Annotated in this window: 15 protein-coding genes; 8 read left to right on the top strand and 7 right to left on the bottom strand. The window is 44.9% G+C overall.

Annotated elements, in window-relative coordinates:
- Positions 1-82: 82 nt before the first annotated feature.
- Positions 83-955 (bottom strand): YitT family protein, encoded by an 873-nt coding sequence (locus ABTV53_RS13595; RefSeq protein ID WP_433753630.1) that lies wholly within the window; start codon positions 953-955, stop codon positions 83-85.
- A gap of 285 nt (positions 956-1,240) precedes the next feature.
- Here ABTV53_RS13595 and ABTV53_RS13590 point away from each other — a divergent pair, with 285 nt between their 5' ends.
- Genes ABTV53_RS13590 through ABTV53_RS13580 form a run of 3 tightly spaced genes read left to right on the top strand, consistent with a single transcriptional unit; the run spans position 1,241 to position 5,220 of the window.
- A complete protein-coding gene (locus ABTV53_RS13590) occupies positions 1,241-2,857 on the top strand; it encodes a spore germination protein (RefSeq protein WP_433753628.1) in 1,617 nt (538 codons plus the stop codon).
- A gap of 11 nt (positions 2,858-2,868) precedes the next feature.
- Positions 2,869-4,095: a Ger(x)C family spore germination protein gene (locus ABTV53_RS13585; protein ID WP_433753627.1), complete on the top strand. Its 1,227-nt coding sequence runs from the start codon at positions 2,869-2,871 to the stop codon at positions 4,093-4,095.
- A gap of 27 nt (positions 4,096-4,122) precedes the next feature.
- Entirely contained in the window at positions 4,123-5,220 is a 1,098-nt protein-coding gene (locus ABTV53_RS13580; protein ID WP_433753626.1) for a GerAB/ArcD/ProY family transporter, read from the top strand.
- Between the two features lie 196 nt (positions 5,221-5,416).
- On the opposite strand, the gene nspC is transcribed toward ABTV53_RS13580, so the two are convergent.
- The 3 genes from nspC to ABTV53_RS13565 all read right to left on the bottom strand — a co-directional run bounded on the left by nspC (position 5,417) and on the right by ABTV53_RS13565 (position 8,795).
- On the bottom strand, positions 5,417-6,544 hold the full coding sequence (gene nspC, locus ABTV53_RS13575) for a carboxynorspermidine decarboxylase (protein WP_433753625.1): 1,128 nt from the start codon (positions 6,542-6,544) through the stop codon (positions 5,417-5,419).
- A gap of 1 nt (position 6,545) precedes the next feature.
- On the bottom strand, positions 6,546-7,784 hold the full coding sequence (locus ABTV53_RS13570; protein WP_433753623.1) for a saccharopine dehydrogenase C-terminal domain-containing protein: 1,239 nt from the start codon (positions 7,782-7,784) through the stop codon (positions 6,546-6,548).
- A 546-nt stretch (positions 7,785-8,330) separates the two neighbouring features.
- The gene (locus tag ABTV53_RS13565; protein ID WP_421889502.1) at positions 8,331-8,795 is read right to left on the bottom strand and encodes a nucleoside deaminase; all 465 of its coding nucleotides are present in this window, start codon (positions 8,793-8,795) and stop codon (positions 8,331-8,333) included.
- 391 nt (positions 8,796-9,186) lie between these two features.
- On the opposite strand from ABTV53_RS13565, the gene ABTV53_RS13560 reads away from it, so the two are divergent.
- Both ABTV53_RS13560 and ABTV53_RS13555 read left to right on the top strand, forming a co-directional pair.
- Positions 9,187-9,834, top strand: coding sequence for a TetR/AcrR family transcriptional regulator (locus ABTV53_RS13560; RefSeq protein ID WP_433753621.1), 648 nt, complete (start codon positions 9,187-9,189; stop codon positions 9,832-9,834).
- A 20-nt stretch (positions 9,835-9,854) separates the two neighbouring features.
- Positions 9,855-12,179, top strand: a complete 2,325-nt coding sequence (locus tag ABTV53_RS13555; protein WP_433753620.1) for an MMPL family transporter — start codon at positions 9,855-9,857, stop codon at positions 12,177-12,179.
- 236 nt (positions 12,180-12,415) lie between these two features.
- Here the strand turns inward: ABTV53_RS13555 and ABTV53_RS13550 are convergent, their stop codons facing one another.
- Both ABTV53_RS13550 and ABTV53_RS13545 read right to left on the bottom strand, forming a co-directional pair.
- A complete protein-coding gene (locus tag ABTV53_RS13550) occupies positions 12,416-13,948 on the bottom strand; it encodes a response regulator transcription factor (protein ID WP_433753618.1) in 1,533 nt (510 codons plus the stop codon).
- A 17-nt stretch (positions 13,949-13,965) separates the two neighbouring features.
- Positions 13,966-15,729 carry a sensor histidine kinase gene (locus tag ABTV53_RS13545; protein ID WP_433753617.1) on the bottom strand — a complete coding sequence of 588 codons (1,764 nt, stop codon included), beginning with the start codon at positions 15,727-15,729 and terminating at the stop codon, positions 13,966-13,968.
- Positions 15,730-15,935: 206 nt separating this feature from the next.
- Between ABTV53_RS13545 and ABTV53_RS13540 the strand changes: the two genes are divergently transcribed.
- The 3 genes from ABTV53_RS13540 (at position 15,936) to ABTV53_RS13530 (ending at position 19,022) form a co-directional block, all read left to right on the top strand.
- Entirely contained in the window at positions 15,936-17,249 is a 1,314-nt protein-coding gene (locus tag ABTV53_RS13540; RefSeq protein ID WP_433753616.1) for an ABC transporter substrate-binding protein, read from the top strand.
- 68 nt (positions 17,250-17,317) lie between these two features.
- The gene (locus ABTV53_RS13535) at positions 17,318-18,190 is read left to right on the top strand and encodes a carbohydrate ABC transporter permease (protein WP_036670879.1); all 873 of its coding nucleotides are present in this window, start codon (positions 17,318-17,320) and stop codon (positions 18,188-18,190) included.
- A gap of 1 nt (position 18,191) precedes the next feature.
- The gene (locus tag ABTV53_RS13530) at positions 18,192-19,022 is read left to right on the top strand and encodes a carbohydrate ABC transporter permease (RefSeq protein WP_433753613.1); all 831 of its coding nucleotides are present in this window, start codon (positions 18,192-18,194) and stop codon (positions 19,020-19,022) included.
- Between the two features lie 140 nt (positions 19,023-19,162).
- On the opposite strand, the gene helD is transcribed toward ABTV53_RS13530, so the two are convergent.
- The gene (helD, locus tag ABTV53_RS13525; protein ID WP_433753612.1) at positions 19,163-21,583 is read right to left on the bottom strand and encodes an RNA polymerase recycling motor HelD; all 2,421 of its coding nucleotides are present in this window, start codon (positions 21,581-21,583) and stop codon (positions 19,163-19,165) included.
- Positions 21,584-21,778 lie beyond the last annotated feature (195 nt).

The raw sequence follows: 21,778 nt of genomic DNA, 5'->3' as shown, positions 1-21,778 counted from the left end.
TTCTTACACAAACATAACATGTAAAAAACGCGCCGGAGAGTTACTCTCTCTAGCGCGTTTTTTGTAGTGAGTAATGAGTTACTTAGTGAATATCTTTCTTTTTGAAATTGCCGCCTCTGACTTCAGCTACATCGTATACAACTACAAAAGCAGTCGGATCAATTTCATGAATGATATCTTTAATTTTACTCTCTTCCATTCGGTTGATGACACAAGTGATTTCCTTGAATTGCTCATTAGAGTAGCCGCCGTATGCATCGGTATACGTTGCTCCACGACCTAGTCTGTCCCGAATGGTTTCAACCATGATTTCTGGTTGATTCGTAATAATTTTAAACGTTTTGGAGCCGCTCAAGCCCTCTTCAACAATATGTATTACTTTAGAAGCAATAAAATACGCAAGTCCTGACAAGATCGCGCCTTGCAAACCGAATACAGTAGAAACGACAACAAAGACGAACATATTAAGAAAGAGGATGAGATCACTGGTTCCAAAAGGTACTTTGCGCGAAAGGAGTACAGCCAACATATCTATACCATCCAATGCCCCGCCATTACGTAATGCAAGTCCCATACCAAAACCGATGATAATCCCGCCGACCACCGTTACGAGCAAGGTATCACCTTCAATGATGGTTGGTACATGGTGCATCAGACTGGTGCTGATTGCCAGTGAAGCAATACCGATGATTGAATATAACGCAAAGCTTTTACCGATTTGCTTGTACCCTAGCCACACAAATGGAATGTTAATAATCCCGATGAGCATCCCGAGTGGTAATCCAAATAGCTGTGATCCTACGATACTCAGACCTGTGACACCACCATCTGAGACATTATTCGGGATCAATATGGCTTCCAGGCCATATCCCGTTATAAATCCCCCAATGATAATCAATAATACTTTGGAGAGGATCTTTAACTTGTTTGACTTTTGTTTTCTGTTTTGATGCATTGCATTTCCCCCTTGATGAACAACAGATAAAAAACAGTCTATAATAAAAATCACTGTTTTGGCAATAGAATGTCATTGGTATGTGTTACATCATTGTCCGATAAACGTTCGGTACGACGAAATTTATGCTCTAGCATCTCATCGGTGTGTTAAGCATTTCGGGCACGACTTCACAATCATATCTTGACATGCTCTGTGTTCTGTACTGACAACTTGCGTGAATACAAATAGTGGAACCGTAGCATATTACAATAATTGATCGATATCAAGAAGGGAATAGTTACTGTGATTAATAAGTTTAGAAATTGGCTATTTAATCAACCTGCACGATCCAACAATGAAGGGAAACATAAGCAAGTCGATGGCGAGAAGTCAGCGATATTACCTAAGGCGCTGAGTTGTTCGCTTGAGAACAACGTGGCCATGCTGAAGCAAGAGATGGGACATAGCACAGATTACATACTTCGTTGTTGGAACAGTGAACACGGCCATCCTTTACTGGCTGTAAGCTTTTTTGAAGGCCTGGTCGATCAGCAACTACTAACAGCACTGCTGGAGGAGCTTACTGCAGGTATTCGAAATGGCGCTATTTCTGATCATAATGTCGAAACCTGGTTGATGGATCATATTCCTATTGGAAGCATCACCTGTCTTGATAACGAGGAGGCACTTATCCATGCTGTTCTTGATGGACAAGTTGCTCTTCTCGTCGAAGGAAGCCCCAAGGCCTTTGCTGCTTCTATCAGCGGTGGTGCTAAAAGAGCAGTTGAGGAGCCGTCATCACAGACAGTGATACGCGGCCCTAAAGAGGGGTTTACTGAGGATATATCCACTAACATCGCACTTCTCCGGAGAAAGATTAAATCAACTGATCTCCACATTGATTCTCGAAATATAGGAACTTACACTCAGACGAAGGTATCCGTGGCGTATATACGAGGCATTGCAGACCCGGAGGTTGTCATCGAAATATCCAAACGATTAGACTCCATCCACACCGACAGTATTCTCGAAAGTGGATATATTGAGGAATTTATTCAAGATGGTGTATGGACGCCATTTCCAACTATATACAACACCGAGCGTCCGGATGCTGTAGCTGGCAGCTTACTTGAAGGGCTGGTGGCCATATTGGTTGACGGTACCCCATTTGTGCTGACTGCTCCCGTAACCTTTTTTCGGTTCATGGCATCCAGCGAAGACTACTACCAGCGTTATGATTTGGCATCTTTCCTTCGGATCATTCGGATCGCATCCTTTTTTCTGGCATTACTGTTGCCCTCGTTCTTTATAGCAACAACTACTTTTCACCAGGAAATGCTGCCTACGACTATGCTTATCACTCTGGCTGCACAGAGAGAAACCACTCCACTGCCAGCACTGCTTGAAGCGATAATTATGGAATTGACCTTCGAGGTTATACGTGAAGCAGGAACGCGGATGCCGCGTGCCATTGGGCCGGCCATCTCGATCGTTGGTGCGTTGGTCATTGGACAGGCTGCAGTTCAGGCGGGAATGGTTTCCGCTGCTATGGTTATCGTGGTGTCCTTTACGGCAATCTGCAACTTTGTGCTCCCAGCTATCAATATGTCGGGTACGGTTCGTTTACTCCGATTTGTTCTTATGCTGTTGGCAGGTTCCTTCGGATTATATGGCGTGTTGGCCGGCACTGTCCCCATTCTCGTTCGATTGGTATCTTTAAATTCGTTTGGTGTTCCTTATATGCTGCCGATCGCACCTTTCATTAAGGGCAATCTGAAAGATCTGTTTGTACGTGTACCTTGGTGGAAAATGAAGAATCGACCTGTGATGTATGGTGGTGCAAATGTAAAGAGGCAGACCACGGAACACGAGTCCTTTGCAGAACGGGCAGGGGAACACGGGAAAGACCCTATGGCATAAGGAGGTAAGATGTGGCTCGATTAGGTAAGTACATGATGATTATAGCCTTTTTATTCGGTTTGACGGGATGTTGGAACCGTGTCGAACTGAATGAGCTGTGGGTAACTGCTGCTACTGGAGTAGATATGATGGACGATGGCCAGTGGTTGGTGTCGTACCAGATTATTCTTCCCTCCGCCATTGCAAGTGGAACAGGAGGAGGAACGGGAGGGTCATCACAACCGGCATTTCATGTCTACTCTGTAAAAGCCAAAACTTATAATCAGGCTTTATCTTATAGTAATTTGCAAACATCAAGACGAATTTACGTAGCCCATAACCGTGTTATCTATATTGGGAAAAAAGCGGCTGAAAACGGTATGGACCGGGTAGTCGATTTTTATCTGCGCAATACGGAAGCCAGAGAAATGGTATCTATGGTTGTAACCGATGGCCTTGCATCCAATCTAATAAAGAAGATAGCCGTGCCAGAAAAAAATCAAGGTGCTGCCATGTCCGATATGATCGACAAAGAGAGCGATTATCTATCGTTATTTCCAAAAGTTAGAGTTTTTGATTTCGCATTGAGCATGAATTCGGATTCCAAATCCATTGGGGTACCGGTCGCTGAGCTGGTTGGAGAGCATGATCTTAAGAATGAGAAGGAAGCAGAGAATATGGACGCTTTCAAGGCAACATCGGCTCCGCTCAAGTTGACGTTGACTAAACTGGGAGTATTCCAAAATGGAAAACTCAAAGGGTTTCTCGACAAGCAAGAGAGTCTTGGCGTCTCTTATCTCTCACAGAAGATTAATAGAACCGAAATTTCATTCCCATGCAGCGAGCAAGCCGAAAGGAAAATGTACTCTTCCCTTAGAGTAGAGTCAGCAGATGTGAAGCTTATACCCAGAAAAACGAATTCTCATTACACCATGCAGGTTAAAGTTAAGTTGAATGGAGGGTTAATTGATACTACCTGTACTAAGGATATTTCCAAGACAAAGACCATACATGAAATGGAAAATGAGATTGCAAAGGAAGTAACCAGCACGATTAATGAAGGCTGGTCTAAACTCCAGGAACTTGGTGTGGATGCAGTTGGATTTGCTGATCGGATTCATCGCAAGTTCCCCAAAGAGTGGAAAAATATAAAAGGTAATTGGAGTCAGGAATTCAAGAAGATGGAACTGGACATTCGAGTGGATGCACGAATCGACCGTCCTGGACTTCTACAAAAGCATATTGGAAGTGAAAACTAATCCATTTTGTAATAAGGGGATAAATTTATGAAAAAAACAGATGCCCGGGTATCCGGGTTAGTCATTGCCTTCTCCCTGTTTCAGGTTGGCAGTACAACGTTATTCCTGTTGGGAGCTACAGCCAGGCAAGATGCTTGGCTGGCCATGACGATAGGCGCACTTGCAGGGTTCGTACTCCTGATGATGTACCTATCCATTCACAAACTTGACCCGCAGCGAGATTTGTTCGAACTCCTATGTCATTATTGGGGCAAATGGATTGGCAAACTAGGCGGTCTGTTGTTCATCGGTTACTTTACATACGAAGCTTCGAGGACAGTCAGGGACATTGGTGAACTCGGAACACTGACATTGCTGAACAGGACACCAACTGAAGTCGTTACGTTGATTGCATTGGTTGTTTGTGCCGATGTAGTTCGGTTTGGACCCAAAGTCTGGTTCCTTCTATGTCATCTATTCTTTATTCTTTTGGTGTTTGGCTATGGTGTTATCCTACTGTTTACCCCTTTTACGAAACTCATTCACTTTGAATTTTTGTTCCCTGTATTAGAGAATGGGCTAACTCCAGTAATCAACGCTGCTATTCCCGAAATCATGTCCTTTCCCTTCGGTCAGACGATTCTCTTTCTTGTGTTGTTTAAGATTGTCACGAATAAACGTAAACTAAAGCGGTCGATCATCATTGCCTACTGGATCACTGCGGTGTTCCTAGTGATTATGAATGAATTAACCATCCTGGTCCTGGGTCCACAATTGGCTGCATCCATCACCTATCCGTTATTTGCAGTTACTCAAATGATCCAGATCGCGAAGATCATTGAGAGAGCTGATGTCCTGTTTACGTTGGTTCTATTTATTGGGATCGGAATCAAAACAGCGGGTTTTATGTTCGGTGCCGTCATCGGGCTGCAGACGATCTTCCCCTTGAGATATAAGGCTGCGTTGATGTTACTAAGCATAATTATATACGCGCTTACGTTTCTCAGCCCAAGGTTGACCGAATTTTTGTGGTTTGGTTTAAATGTAGCTTTGGTTTATGTCTGGCCTATCTTTCAGATAGCTCTTCCTGCCTTTCTTTTCCTGACCATGCTAATTCGGAAGAAAAAAAGACGGGCGTTAACTTAAAATGTGTCCCCGCCGTATCACGCTGAATTTAATAATCCAGAACCCTTGAGTTGGGGAACATGAGTTACAGATGTAATTTATCCAGACTATGAAGTCGTTATTAACTCAGTAGTACACTTGAAGTTGCGCAAAAAAATACCGGATTCCTAATAGCGGAATCCGGTTTAATATTCACTCATATATAGCAAACATATAATTATGCCAACCTCATTTTGAAATCCTGATATCCGAATTCGCGAACAACTTCGCATTCGCCGTCTTTTCTTTTAACAGCAATCGCTGGAAGCGGCATACCGTTGAACGTGTTGGTTTTCACCATGGAGTAGATCGCCATGTCCTCGAATACCAGACGGTCGCCTTCTTGCAAAGGCTGATCGAATGAATAATCCCCAATCACGTCACCAGACAGACAGGTTTGTCCACCAAGGCGATACAGATGAGCCTTCTCACCCACTTCTCCCGAACCGATCAGCGGCGGACGATATGGCATTTCCAGCACATCCGGCATATGACACGTTGCAGAAGTATCCAGAATGGCGATGTCCATACCGTTCTTATGGAAGTCCAGCACAGAAGTCACCAGATAACCCGCGTTCAGCGCAACAGCTTCTCCTGGCTCCAGATATACTTCCAGGCCATAATCGTTCTGCATGCGTTTGATGCAAGCTTCCAACCTTGGAATATCATAATCTTCACGCGTGATATGGTGTCCACCACCGAAGTTGATCCATTCCATTTGTGGCAACCATTGTCCAAACTTCTCAACCACTGCGTTCAGCGTAGTCTCCAGATCGTCGGAGTTTTGCTGACAAAGTGTGTGGAAGTGCAGTCCGGAGACACCTTCCAACAGCTCTGCTTGGAAATCCTCTTGTTTCGCGCCAAAACGCGAACCCGGAGAACACGGATCGTAGATCTCGTGCCCTTCTTGGGTAGAGCATTCAGGATTGACGCGCAAGCCGACCTTACGGCCAGCTTGAAGCGCCTTATCCTTAAACTTGGCAAGCTGTGAAAACGAATTAAAAATAATGTGATCACAGATGGAGAGAATCTCATCAATCTCTTCTGCGCGGTATGCCGGAGCAAAGACATGGTTCTCTTTGCCCATTTCCTCGTGGCCCAGGCGCGCTTCATATAAACCGCTCGCCGTAGCGCCGCTCAGGTATTCTCCAATCAGCGGATACATCGCGGTCATGGAGAATGCCTTTTGAGCGAGCACGATTTTGGCACCTGTACGCTGCATAACACCGTTCAGGATTTTTAGGTTTTTCTCGATAAGCGTCTCGTCAACAACAAAACATGGTGTCGGTAATTGCTCAAACCGCATTTTAACGAACGAGCTCCGATTCTTTAACTTCTTCTGGCAGCTCATCAACGAGTACCGGGTTGAAGTCTTCTACCCATGGGAGGCCCCATTTGTTCAACTCTTCCATGAATGGATCTGGGTTGAACTCTTCTACATTGTATACGCCTGGTTTGTTCCATTTGCCTGTCATGACCATTGCCGCACCAATCATGGCTGGCACGCCTGTTGTGTAAGAGATCGCTTGGGAACCCACTTCTTTGTAACACTCTTGGTGATCACAAATATTGTACACATAATATGTTTTGTCTTGACCATCTTTTTTACCTTTGAAAATACAACCGATGTTCGTTTTACCTACAGTACGTGGTCCAAGGGATGCCGGATCTGGCAGTACTGCTTTCAGGAATTGCAATGGAATAATTTGTTTTCCTTCATATTCGATAGGATCGATTGAAGTCATGCCTACATTTTCAAGTGCTTTCAAGTGGGTCAGGTAGCTTTGACCAAATGTCATGAAGAAACGGATACGTTTCAGACCTGGCATGTTTTTCGCCAAAGATTCCAGTTCCTCATGGTACAACAGGTACATGTCTTTCTCACCAACTTCTTTGAAGTCGTAGACACGTTTGATTTCCATTGGCTTCGTTTCGATCCATTCACCATTTTCCCAGTATCTTCCGTTCGCAGATACTTCGCGAATGTTGATCTCGGGGTTGAAGTTGGTTGCGAACGGATAGCCGTGGTCGCCGCCATTGCAGTCCAGAATATCGATGTACTCAATTTCGTCAAAGTAATGCTTCAGGGCATAAGCGGAGAATACGCCAGTCACGCCTGGGTCAAATCCACTACCGAGTAATGCAGTGATGCCTGCTTGTTCAAAACGCTCTTTGTAATCCCATTGCCAGCTGTATTCAAACTTCGCTGTATCATGTGGCTCATAGTTAGCTGTGTCCATGTAATTTGTTTTAGTTGCAAGGCAAGCATCCATGATTGTCAGATCTTGATACGGCAAAGCAAGGTTCATAACGATATCCGGTTTAACTTCGTTGATCAGAGCGATTAGTTCTTCAACATTGTCAGCATCAACTTGTGCTGTCGTAATTTTTGTTTTTCCGCCGTCCAGCTTCGCTTTGAGTTCATCACATTTGGATTTTGTACGACTCGCGATGCAGATTTCCTCAAAAACTTCGCTGTTTTGAACGCATTTGTGTACTGCCACGGAAGCTACGCCGCCGGCGCCGATGATTAGTGCTTTTCCCATTTTACATTCTCCTATCCCAATATGTATTTTTTTAATTGGTTTAATTTGGTTTGATACGGTCACAACAACAAGACAACAAAAAAAGCAAGGTGAAAAATGCCCGCAATCGCGCATCATCACACTTGCTTATCGATATACATCATAAAAAAGACGTGAAGTCTCCATGACCAAAAAAGTCCACAAGAACTCCTTTGGCGGAAAGCTCCTTCATGTATATCAATATTGGATCAGAGTCTATATAGCAAATAATTCGCCTTTACCACTCTTATTGACCGTTTCACAAGTTGATGTGCAATTGCACTGGTTGTAAAGTAACCAACTTATAAAATTTGAGCTTTGAACTCAATCAATAAAGCAACGTAAGTTGCCAATCGGCGTTTGACCCGGCTGTCCGTATGGCCTTAACTTCCTGGTGAAGTGGTCAAAATTATCTGCTGGAAAGCTCTAATTCATATTGATAAATAAACTTCCCAAAATCACAGGTCTTACACTATCAGACGTTGAAAAAAAAATCAAGCAATTATCAAAATAATTTTTTTGAACGGATTATGACTTGGAATGAAATTGATATCCTTCGAAGACTTTTAACCCTTCGGTGTTAAGTAATTCCCCTGTTACTTCAGGCTTTTGAGGACTTTTCTCAAATACGTCTTCACACGCGATCATGATGTTACCACCAGCAATTTCCGCTAATTGATCATGGGATACGCTGTACACCAGCCTTCCCAGATTTGACCAAACCATAGCACCTGAACACATTACACACGGTTCACAACTGGTATATAGAGTGTACTCGCTCAGGTCAAACACATGATGTTCGGAACAATATTTTCGGATAAGTCCAATTTCTGCATGATGCGTAGGGTCACAAAAAGTGTTGATTTTATTCTCACCAATCATGACCACTTCTTCATTTTTCACCAGAATGGCTCCGAATGGTTCGTTTCCTTCTTTCCGAGCTTGCAGAGCGATCTCAATGGCTTTATGCATAAAAAACTCATCTTTATTCATAGGGTTTACCTCCATAACAAAAATTATGTATCCCACTTTATCTTTCCTATTTAAGATAGTTCAATCCCTTGAGCTGATTCTTGTTCATCCGATTCTATCATTATTACTAATCAAGAGTATGACGAAAATTCGCCATAATCCAGTGAAGCGCCAAGAAACATTTGGATGCTGTTTCCTAATGATCATGGATAATAATTCATCTTCATTCAGTCGACCTGCCTCCTTAATCGCATTTAATCAAGTCTGAAATAATTGCACAATGAGTAAATTTGCACAATGAGCAACTTGTTGTTATGATAAACCTCACAAAGTGCATATTCAGTACGTGTGCTCTTAGGAATAATTAAACCATTGTCATTGGTGTTGGAGGTGCACGCATAAGCGGAGAATAATGATCAAACGAAACTTGCGACATTTGAAGAAAGAAGCAACGGAAAAAGCGCTTGCCGGTGCTGCATTTGAACTGACTCTTAAACATGGGCTTGATGGCTTTACGGTCGAAGATATCGTGCATCAGGTGGGATGTTCACGCAGGACATTTGCAAACTACTTTACATGTAAAGAAGAAGCCGTAGCAAGAGGAGCAATATCCGTTCAGAATACAACGGAACTCGAAGAGTTACTTACCGAAATGCCTGAACATGCCTCCTTGCTTGACGTACTGTATAACCTGATCAAGATGCAGCTTACAACAGAACTAATTGGGAGACTTCATCAGCTACTCTCCCTATCTCAGACCTATCCCGTGCTAGAACCACATTATCTTGGAGCCATGCACCGAATGCAGACGCAGGCACAAGATACCTTATTAGACTTATCCAACGGGAAGTATGACGAGATCTATACTTATCTTCTGATTAACGCATTATATGGAACGATACTCCCATTAATTGATGGAAGACTCAATGTGTTGCTGCCCGGACAAGTCATAACTGAAGATGCCAAGCCCGGTGCTATCACCTTCGATCAATTTCTGGAAACGACGTTTAGTCACTTGCGGGCAGGATTCGAACATGCCAACCATCCACATTCATCATAGAGGGAGTGTAAAATAGAGAAATGTCTACATTATTATACAGAGTGGGGAAAACCGCTTTTAGCAAACCTGCAACCTTCATCATTGGCTGGGTTTTAATTCTGGGAATTGTCATCTCCATGATCGGTATCAATGGTATTCACATCAGTTCTGAAATGAAAATTGAAGGTACCGAGTCACAGAAGGTTCTGGATCAATTGGCAAAAGAACTGCCAGCCGCCTCCGGCGGTCAAGGAAGTGTTGTGTTCAAGGCACCGGGCAACGAGCGTTTGGATACGCCTGAACGTTTGGCTGCCATAATGAAAGGTGTTAATGAAGTTTACGGATTAGACAAAGTCATTAACCCTGCGGACTATGCAGCTGAAGCAGCTAATTCGGGTGCTACGGCGGAAATGGCTCAGAATGCTCAGGCTACTGATATGGCGCAATCCGCAACAACCACGCCTCCTCCCTATGGACCTTTGATGGTGGATGGTGTTCCTGTACCTGGCATGTTAATCTCTTCGGACGGCAGTATCGCACTGTTCCAATTCCAATTTACAATCGAGCAATCTGCCATCACGCAGGATGTATTTGATTCCGTTATTCAATCTGTTATGACGGTAGAGCAAGGAACCAACATTACGGTCTTGCCAGGCGAGACGCTCAAAACGGTATCGATTGGGGTCGGCTCGGCTGAGATTGTCGGATTGGTCATTGCTGTCATTGTATTGCTGATCACCCTAGGCTCCGTTGTTGCAGCAGGTTTGCCTCTGATCACTGCACTCCTCGGAGTTGCGATTGGAGTTGGTGGTGCGTTCTCGATCTCCAAATTCATCGAAATGCCTAGTGTCACCTCCGTCCTGGCTCTCATGGTTGGATTGGCCGTTGGAATCGACTATGCTCTCTTCATTGTTAATCGCCAGCGTCGAATGATTATCGATCAAGGCTTGAGCGCAAAAGAAGCAACGGCCAGAGCCATTGGTACATCGGGCAGCGCAGTATTTTTTGCCGGATTAACCGTCATTATTGCACTGTGCGGTATGCTTGTCATCGGTCTCACCTTCTTGTCTACGATGGCTTTGGTTGCAGCAGCCACTGTACTCATCAACGTATTTGTTGCTTTAACCCTGTTGCCAGCTTTACTGGGATTGGTAGGCGAACGCATCTGCTCCGCCAAAGCTCGTGAGAAAAGCTCGAAACATCCTAAAGCCTCCAGTCACGGAGTGGCGGATAGATGGGTGAAATTCGTTATTAAGAATCGTTGGGCTACCATTATCGCCATCATCGTCATTCTTGGTTTTGCGGCGACACCGATCGCGAAAATGGAAATGGGTATTCCTGGCGCTTCCTCAGCCAATCTCGATACGGACGCAAGACAGAGCTATGATGCCATCTCGGAAGGCTTCGGAGAAGGATTCAACGGACCACTTATTCTCGTCGCAGAGCCTAATCAAACTTCTGCCAAAGTCACGCCCGAGCTCTTGGGTGGCCTGATGATGGAACTGCAAGGTCAAAACAACGTTGCACAGGTTACACCCCTTGGTATGACAGGAGATTTGGCTATCTTTAGTCTCATTCCAAAAACGGGTCCTAACGATACGCTTACTAAAACACTGGTTAGTGATCTGCGCTCGGCTGATTCGAGTATCGCACAGACCTATGATGTGAAGCTTGGGGTTACTGGACTTACAGCTGTTAACATCGATATGTCTGCCAAACTCGCGCAAGTGTTCCCTATTTATGTAGGCATCATCATCCTGTTGTCACTGATCATTCTATTGCTTGTATTCCGTTCGATCATCGTTCCCATTAAAGCAACGATTGGCTTCCTGCTTAGTATCCTGGCTACATTCGGGATCACAACTGCTGTATTCCAATGGGGCTGGCTGCATGCGCTCTTTGGTTTTGATACCGGCGGCCCGCTGCTGAGTTTTATGCCAATCATCGTGACAGGTATCTTGTATGGCCTCGCGATGGACTATCAAGTCTTCCTTGTTAGCTCCATGCGGGAATCCTATGTTCATGGTCATCGCGGAACTGAATCCGTCGTTCATGGGTACAGTCAGGTCAGTCGCGTGGTTGTTGCCGCAGCAGTGATTATGGTCTCTGTATTTGCAGGCTTTATCTTCACCGATGATGTCATGATCAAACAGATTGGTTTCACTTTAGCTGTAGGTATTCTTATCGATGCTTTCATCATACGTATGGGCATGGTCCCTGCCATCATGGCTATTTTTGGAGACAAAGCTTGGGCACTTCCAAAATGGCTGGATCGAATTCTGCCAAACCTGGATGTTGAAGGCGAGAAGCTGATTGCTTCCCTGAATGCTGAAGAGCCTGCCAACACGAAGTCTGGATTAAAATAATCCTGCCAATAGAATGGTATACCACAATTACTATCAAGACTACATTCACCAATCCAAAGACCTCCTCTGTTTTTATAAACAGGAGGTTTTTTTCTTTTTCACATTTTATGCGGTTGGTCAATATGTACATCATGTACAGGATTCGTATACTAAAAGAACAAACCAAGCCGCTATAACAGCGACTTGGTTTGTAGTCCAAATACCACGGATATGGATTCATCCGTTTAGTTTAAACATCATCTCATCGATTGGGTCTTACTATCAGGCATCTGTTGTTTATATTCCGTTGGACTTAGCCCCGTATACTCTTTGAACACCTTCGAGAAATAGTGCTGATCGCTAAATGACAACAAATCGGATACTTCCTTAAACTTCATGTCGGGTTGACTTTCCATCAGTCTGCAGGCTTCCTGAATGCGAAGCTGGGTGTAATACTGAACAAACGTAATTTGTGTTTCATTTTTGATCACTCTGCTGACATACGACGGGCTGACGTGAAACTTCATGGCAATGTCGTTGATAGACAATGGAGAGTACTTATTTAGTTTTACGTAATCGTCAATCTGTTCGAACAGGATCGCCTTGCTTTTGCGGACGTGGGATTGCAGCATATCAAAACACTGTCCCGTCCATTCCGTCAGTTCCCGCCAAAAATCGGCATAGGACTGTGCCTGGACGAATTGTTTTGCCCGAAGCTCCAACCCCAATCTCATGCCCGAACCCTGTTCCTCGTACAGATGAGCAAACGTGTCTACGATCAATCCAATAAACCGCTCCACCTCGGTCATATGTACATTTTCCTCTGCCCATCGATTCAACAATTCAGATAATTTAAGAGCAAACCGTTCTTTCTGCCGAGCCTGTATCATCTGTACAAAAACAGATTCCTGCACTGGATCCAGACAGCCTGTCTCAGATCTGGCCCTTGACACAGGATTCCCGGTATCCAACACTATTCCTTGCTTCAACCGTTGCTGCTCAGACAAAATGGACGACATTCGGTGATAAAGCTCCGGCAGATTACCAGACTCAGCGAATAGAAGTTGTCCTCCGATGATCGCATCAATGTCATTCGCAACCAGATGCCGTCGCAACGATTCAAGACATTCATGTAGGGAAGAGTACACCTCAAGTGCACTCTTGTTGACAAAAGCGATAAATTGATATGGGGTTTGACTGGTGTACACACGGCAAGAATGGAATGTAAAAAACTTCTGCACTATATCTTCAAGTTCCACCTGTATCCATCGTTCATGCCCTGTGGTGAAGGGTTGTTTGCTCATAACAATCATCATCTGGCTGAATAAGGGCGGAAAATGCTCCCCCTGTTTTGGCGTAGTCTCACATTGGGGATGAATGATTTCCTGCAAATCCAGCAGTTCCTTGGACATCTGTTGATCAAGTTGGTCAATTACTCGACCCATAACTTCTTCAAGCGCCTCTCGCTCGACAGGTTTTAGCAAATAATCAAACACTTGCAGGTTCAATGCTTTTCTTGTGTATTCAAAATCGCTATAACCGCTAATCAAGATGACCTTCAGATCCGGGTTGGCAAGCTTGGCTTGCTCAATCAGGGACAGGCCATCCATTTTCGGCATTCGAATATCTGTCAACAGCAGATCTATCGGTGACTGCTTTATCGCTGCCAAAGCTTCCTCTCCATTTGTTGCCGTAGCCGCTACACGAATTGGGAAGCTCAGCGTTTCCAAGAGCATGTTGATATTGCGTAATATTGGCTTGCTATCCTCAACGATCATAACGTTATACATCGTCTGTACCTCCTTAGCTAGTAAAAATCCTTCGTCAGTGAGCCGATGATTTGAATCGTTGCTCCATGTTGTTCTTCCGCATGATTGTTAAATATATTAATAAAGAGCCGGTTGTTATACATTAGTTTGAGTCGATTGACACTATTGATAATCCCCATGTTACCAAGAGCTGTGCCTCGATCGTCCGTCTGGTTCATTCCGGAACCCGATGCCTGAATGTTGGCTATAATCTCCTGAATCTTATCCAGTGGAAAGCCCTCTCCGTTATCTTTGATCTCCAAAGCCCATAATCCGTTATATTGCTTCACGGTAATCTGGATACGCCAAGGCGGAGCGGTGTTGGCAAAGGCATGTTCAATGCAGTTTTCCACAAACGGCTGAATGACCAACCGCGGCAACCGGATTTCGTTCGCCAGCTCGTCTGCACGGATGTCCCACTCCAGATCCTCTTCGTACTTTTGTTGTACAAGCGACAGGTAATGTCTCGTATGCTGAAGCTCATCAGCCAAGGTCACATGGGCGTAGGGTGAAGAGACAATATAACGCAGACTGTCCGAAAGATGTTTGCACATATCCGATACAACTTTGGTTTTCCCCTCTTGAGCAGCAATACTGATCAGGTATAGAACATTATGAATAAAATGAGGTGCGATCTGGGCCTGCAACGCCGAATTACGCGCCTTTACTTCTTCATGGAGCGCCGATTTTTCCCGGTCAATGGATTGCTGCAGCCGCTCCATGAGATCCTGAAAGGCTTCGTTAAGCAATAACAGATCGTTGTTCTTTGGTGTTTCATCCACTTTCAGATTCATATTGCTGTAGTTCATACGCCAGATTTGACTGCGGAGCTTACGGATTGGAAGCAGCAGGTTTCGCGTTGACAGGAAGATATACACAAAGGAAACCAGCATGAGCGCTGTAATGAGCAGGATGGACATGGTCTGAACCGAATGGATCGAACCCAGGACGGATTTTTTTGGTGTTATGATATACGTAATCCAACCTGTACTGGGTGATATGGAATGTGTGATATAATTGTCGTCTTTGTCCACATCAAGTCCCTCGTCTGATGAAGGCTTCGTCCAATTGGCAAATGTCACACCGTCTTCCGTGCCTGTCATCTGCTCCCCATGTTCATTCAGAATATAGACTTCCCCTGCTGTGATACCTTCCGTAAGGTTCTGTATATAGGCCTGTTCCATCTGAATACTAAGATAACCGTACACCTTACCATTCTGATCATTGATCGTGCGAACAAAGGAAATGGTATCGACTTGGCGCAGCAGAACAAAACCACTTTCCGTCCAATCTCGTCCGATCTGACTACTCTCCATCATGGTGTTCAGGATTGCGGGAGGATTGCCCGAACCCAGATATGACGTCAGGAGAATACCGTGATTGTCATAGATGGACATGTCCTTGATATTCATGCTCGGACCGATCGCCTGAAACATGATGTCTTTGATGATCCTAATTTGCTTCAGCCTTTCATAGTTACTATGAGCTGAGGAGCTCTTATCCATGACTGCAAAGATATTCTTGCTGGACAATATTCGCTGTGACATTTGGTTCTGTTGTTCTACGTATAGATCAACCTGCTCTCTCACCTTCGTAGCAGTCACGAGCGTATCCTGCTCCGTTTTCAGTTTGAGCGGGCGAATAACAATCACATTTACATACACGATAAAACAGCCCAGCACGAACAAAAGCAGGGCCAGAAACGTCAAAAGCACCTTCGTCTGCAAACTGAATTGAGTTGCCTTATGTATGAGCTTCGCCATTCTTAGAGGTGCCCTCCTGTACTGACATGATGTGAAATCCCTTACATTCAAGTCTACTGTATCACGGTACTCCATGAAATGATAGCGATTTCAAGTTCAGAATTTTACACATCAACGTTCAAGCACAGACATGTACCGGCGCGAGAAAAGAATCTATAATCGGACTTGTAAACGGATTCACTAAACGTTTTAGAGGGGGATTTGCATTGAAAACAATAAAAAGAAAAAAGGCGATTTCCATTATTCTGGCCGGTTTATTATCTGTCTCGTTAACCGCTTGTGGTTCAGGAGATACGGATTCAGGTACAGCTGCTGGCGGGGACAGCAAGGGTGGCAAAGTCACATTGGAGCTGGCAATCTCCAAAAGTTCTCAGGACTCTGCCTTCATCCAGCAGGACATTCTCGATGCATTCGAAAAACAGACGAACATTCGCGTCAATCTGCAGTTGATTCCAGCGGAACAAACAACGACCGTACTGCAGACCAAACTGGCTGTAGATGAGACACCCGATATTATTCAGTACAATCTGGCGAGCGCAGTCACGGACCTGAACCTTGAACGTAACTTCGAGATTCTGGATAACGAGCCTTGGGCGAGCAGAATTGTGAACAAGGACGTCCTCTCTTCCGGTGGCCATCTCTACAGCTTCCATGTCAGTCAGGATACGGGGATGCAAGGGGTCGTTTATAACAAACAAATCTTTGAAGAACTCGGGTTGTCGATTCCAACGAACTACGAAGAATTCCTGGCGATCTGTGAAAAAATCAAAGCAAGTGGCATTACACCTGTATTCATGCCATACAAAGATGCCTGGGCTGCCAACATCTGGCCTGCTGCAGCTTTTGCCGATTTTGTAGCCAAAAATGATCCGACGTTTTTTGATGAATTGAACAGCAACAAGAAAAAATGGTCCGATATTCCCGAGTTCAAAACATTCCTAGAACAACAGTATGAAGTGTACACCAAAGGCTACACCAATACCGATGTACTCAGCGATAGCTATGACATGGCCGTAGGTAAATTCCTGAACAAGGAAGTTGCCATGATGTTTATGGGCGACTGGTTAATTGAAGGGGTAGCCGAGCAAGATCCAAATATGGAACTGGGCGTATTCCCGATTCCATCGTCGGACAATGCCAGTCTGGGTGCAAGCCCACTGGGCGGACAACTGTTCATTCCGAAGAAATCCAAACATTTGGATGAAGCCAAACAGTTCCTGGACTATATCGCTTCCAAAGATGTTGCGCAACAGATCGTGGATTCCAAAGGATACGTATCCAATTTCAGTGATGTTACTACACCGGAACTGCCAGCCTACAAACAGGATATTGTAGACAATTACATTACGCCGAAGAAAACCGTACTGACCACGGATGCATACATGCTGGTTGATCGCAGCGAACTGTACCGATTGTTGCAGGACCAATTCGCAGGCGGATTGTCACCGGAGGAAGTACTGAAATCCTGGGATGAGAAGTTCAGTCAGCTAATGCAGGATAAAGGTGTAGAAGGTTTCTAAAGAGTGAAATATAAGGCAGCATCACATGATCAATCGTTATGCTGCCTGGCTATAACGGAGTGTGAGACATGAAAAGGACCAAAAATCTGTACTCGTATTACATGATATTTCCCGCATTGATTATCTACTCCATCTTTTTCGTTGTGCCTGCTCTCGCCGCTTTCTATTACTCTTTCACGGATTGGCGGTTGGATCGATTGGAGCTGAAGTTTATCGGGTGGGATAATTTCCAGAAAATTTTCTCAGACAAAACGCTGATTCTGGCGCTGAAAAACACGGCGATATTTGCGATCGTCACCGTAGTGGGCAAAAACGTTATCGGTCTGTTGCTGGCCGTAGGACTTAACATGCGATTAAGAACAAAAAACCTGCTGCGTGCGATCTTCTACTCCCCTTCCATACTCAGCATACTTGTGATCAGCATTCTGTTCACTCCCATGTTGCGTACCGAAGGTACAATCAACAATTTGTTGGAATCGGTAGGATTGCATTCGTTAAGCCAAGCTTGGCTGACCAACCCATCGATTGTGATTTGGACGATTGCCATCGTCTCCATCTGGCAGAGCGCCGGGTTCCAAATGGCCATCTATCTGGCTGGTCTGCAGTCTATTTCCCAGGAGTATTACGAAGCCGCCAAGATTGATGGCGCAAGTTCGTGGAGAAGTTTTTTCAAAATCACACTGCCACTCTTGCTGCCCGCGATTAACATTAACTTGATGTTGACATTGATCGGTGGACTCAAAGTATTCTCCGAAGTATATGTCATGACCGGTGGTGGCCCGGGTAACGCTTCCCAGGTCGTAGGTACGATCATTCTGCGGTCTTTCGGCGAAGGCAACTGGGGACTTGGTACGGCGGTCAACACCCTTCTGTTTGTGGTCGTTACCATTATCGCTATACCGCTATTGATCTTCATGCGGCGTAAGGAGGTTACGGAATAACATGGGCTATACACGCAAACTCGCCATCCGCAACTATATCGTGGAAGGTTTCCTGATTCTGGCCTCTCTTATCGTTCTGTTGCCGCTTGTCATTCTGATCTTTGGTTCATTCAAAACCAGTGCCGAAGTGCTCAGCTTTTCCCTGAGTTTCCCGGAAACATGGCAGTTCTCGAACTATGTTCGTGTCTTCCAGGAAGGCGGTCTGTCGCGAGCATTCTTCAACAGTATTTTGATTACGGGCATATCTTCCATCATTAATATCGTTGCTTCTTCCGCAGCGGCATTCATTCTGGCACGTCGGGAAACCAAACTATCCGGCACCATCTATATGTATTTCTTCATGGGACTTATTGCGCCAATGTCCATTATTACGACCATACGGGTTGTACAAGGATTAGGATTCTACGGCAGCATCACAAGCGTTATCTTGATCTATGCCGCGCTAAATACGGCCTTCAGTGTATTTTTGTACAGTGGATTCATCAAAACTATTCCACGAGCGCTGGACGAAGTCGCATTTCTGGAAGGAGCAAGTGTGTTCGGTGTGTTCTTCCGCATCGTCACACCGCTCATCCTGCCTGTTAACGCAACGGTAGCGATCATGGTGTTCATGTCCGTCTGGAATGACATCACCATTCCGGTGTACTTCCTGACAGACAGCTCCACTTGGACGATGCCACTATCGATCTACAATTTCTACGGCAAATATAGCCGGGACTGGAACCTGATCTTCGCCAATCTCGTGCTTACTTCGCTGCCTGTATTCATCCTGTATCTATTCGGGCAAAAATATATTGTCAGCGGTCTTACTGCCGGTGCAGTTAAAGGTTAAACCTTATATTGTCGCAGATCTATGATACGCGAAAAATTAGAATCATTTTTATATGCTTCATGATAGACGTTAAGACCCACCTTAATTAATTGGCGGGTCTTTTCCTTGTTTATTTTGTAAAAACGTTTAACACTTCACGATTACTCGTGTTTATATGTGTCGTACAGATTCGCAGGTAACGCCTGCACAAAAGGGGACCACTCGCTAGTGCTATATAGATGAAGTCGGTGCATGGCCCGTGTGCATGCCGTATACAGAAGCTTGCGATCATATTCCTGGCTGTAAGCAACGGGTGAAGCATCATAGACCAGGACAGCATCGAACTCAACGCCTTTGGCGAGATACACAGGAATAACCATGATTCCTTTTTCGAAAATCTGTGTGTTCTTTGTTATGAGCTGTAGCCCTTCGCCGCCTTGACTTTGCAACCTTTCATGGGCGTCACGGCTTTCAGCCGCGGTTTTCGTAATCACAGCGATGGAATCAAACCCCTCCGCCTTAAGCGCGGCGATGTCTGCGAGAATCTGCGCAACACGCAGCTTTTCGTCCTTCAATCCTGTTAAAAGAGGCTTCTGATCTCCCCTTTCAAACGGTCTAATCTCTTCTCCCCCTGGTAACATCTGTCTCGTGAATTCAACAATCTCTTTGGTTGAACGATAACTGCGTACGAGCCGTATCAATGCAGTTTCGCCTTCTCCATATAGGTGAACCAGTGGCGAGTTGGATGCTGCCAAATCCGTAGCCTGCATAAAAATTGCTTGCCCGAAATCCCCCAGCACCGTCATGCGGGCACGAGGAAACAGTTTCTTGAGATACTCGTATTGAAACGCCGAATAATCCTGACCTTCATCAACAAAGACATAACGAATCTCTGTGTTCGTCCGTACGCCTTCGATCATCTCTTTTACATATAAATACGGAGTAGCATCCTCATGGAACAGCTTGTTCTGAAGGATCATGGCCTTGGTCTGTTTACAAATCTCAGGCCAGTGCTGTGGGGGGATTGCCCCATTCGTTTGTTCCCGATAAGCGGCTTCATCTACAAATAGTTGTTCGTATATCCCTTTCACATCCACGAACTGGAATTTCCGCACACTCTTTCTTAACGGTTTAAACGTGTCTTTCACCAATTTCTGACGAAGTAGTTCCTCTTCCCGCACTCCAAAGTTAAAGGCACCCTCATCTTGCACTTCCTTGTTATTTCCGTTCTCACGGGCTGCATATTTTTCCGCCACATCAAACACAGGCTTTTCTTTGTGCAACATGCGGAAAGCTTCCACATACTCATCCGTGTCCAGATAATTCAACTCCTCCTGAACCCAGTCTGCTTCCCGCTCCAGACGTTCCAGCGAAACGAGTTCTCTCAGCAACCATTCCTGCAAAAGAAGAATACGGTTGGACAAGGTAAGATTTTGATCCAAACTGTAAAATTGAGTCTTAATTTGGTCCGCAGTGATGAATTCACGTTCCCGAAATTGAATCCCGTTAAACCGCATGCCCTCCCGCCCCAGCCACTTACCGTAGTTTTGGAGCACTTCAAGGAATGTCTCGGAAGCTTTGTACTTAATCGCCTCCAGACGAGCTTCATATCCCGGATCATTCTGAGCTGTCAGCACATATTCAATCTGATCAAAGGCATCCTCTGGTCGTAAGGAAGAATCCAGCCAATAATTCAGATATTCCTGAAAAGTGGTCTGCTGCATGTTCTCTTCGCCAAGTTCCGGGAGTACGGTCGAGATATAACTGGTAAACATCGGATTCGGCGAGAAAAGCACAATCTGATCTGCTTTGACGGTCTGGCGGTGTTTATATAGTAAGTAAGCGACTCGCTGTAACGCAGCGGACGTCTTGCCACTGCCAGCTGCCCCTTGAACGATAAGCATTCGGCTTCGGTCATCACGGATAATGGCGTTTTGTTCCTTTTGGATAGTTGCTACAATGCTCTTCATTTGTGAGTCTGCACCCTTGGCAAGTACTTGCTGCAACAATTCGTCACCAATCGTCTCAGTTGAATCAAACATGCTATGAAGCTGCCCATGTTGGATCTGGAATTGTCGTTTGAGCTCCATCTTGCCCTCGATTCGTCCTGAAGGTGTGTCATAACTTGCTGGCCCGGGAGAGTGATCATAGTACAGACTCGCAATTGGCGTACGCCAGTCATAGATTAGAAAGTTCAATCCATCTTCATCCATGAAGGATGATACCCCGATGTAGATCTGTTCAGTCAGTGTCATACCTTTTTCGATATAGTCGAAACGGCCAAAATACGGCGTTGGAAGCAGTCTCTTTGTATTTTTCCATTGTTGTGTTAACAGCTTGTGCCCGCGCTCCCTCTCGGCCAACACTCTGGACTGCTGATTAATGGTATAGAATGCATCTTCAAAATCCGTGTACGAACCCGTATTAATTGTAACTTCTTCCCAGAATCGTTTACGAATTTCGGCAGCCTGTTCATGCAGTCCTGCAACCTTCGGTTCTAACTCTTCGAGTCGTGCCTGAAGTTTGTTCCTCACCTGCACCAGTCTTTCCTCTTCCAACTTCCATTCGTTTGTTTTATCCATGAATAAGTCCACTCCCTTTTCCATTTATTAGGACCAAAAAAAGAGCATTGACAAATCGGAATGTCGGATGTAGAATTAAATTAGGAGAAATAATGATTCACCCTTTATATTCAATAGAAATGTCAATTCCGCTATAGATTATATCATGGCTTTTTTTCACGTTCAATGCTTTTTTCTGTTCCGTCTGAGTTGAAC

The sequence above is a fragment of the Paenibacillus amylolyticus genome (genome assembly GCF_050990605.1).
Taxonomy (GTDB): Bacteria; Bacillota; Bacilli; order Paenibacillales; family Paenibacillaceae; genus Paenibacillus; species Paenibacillus amylolyticus_H.
Note: the sequence above shows the minus strand (reverse complement) of the source record. Positions and strands in the feature narration are given on the sequence as shown.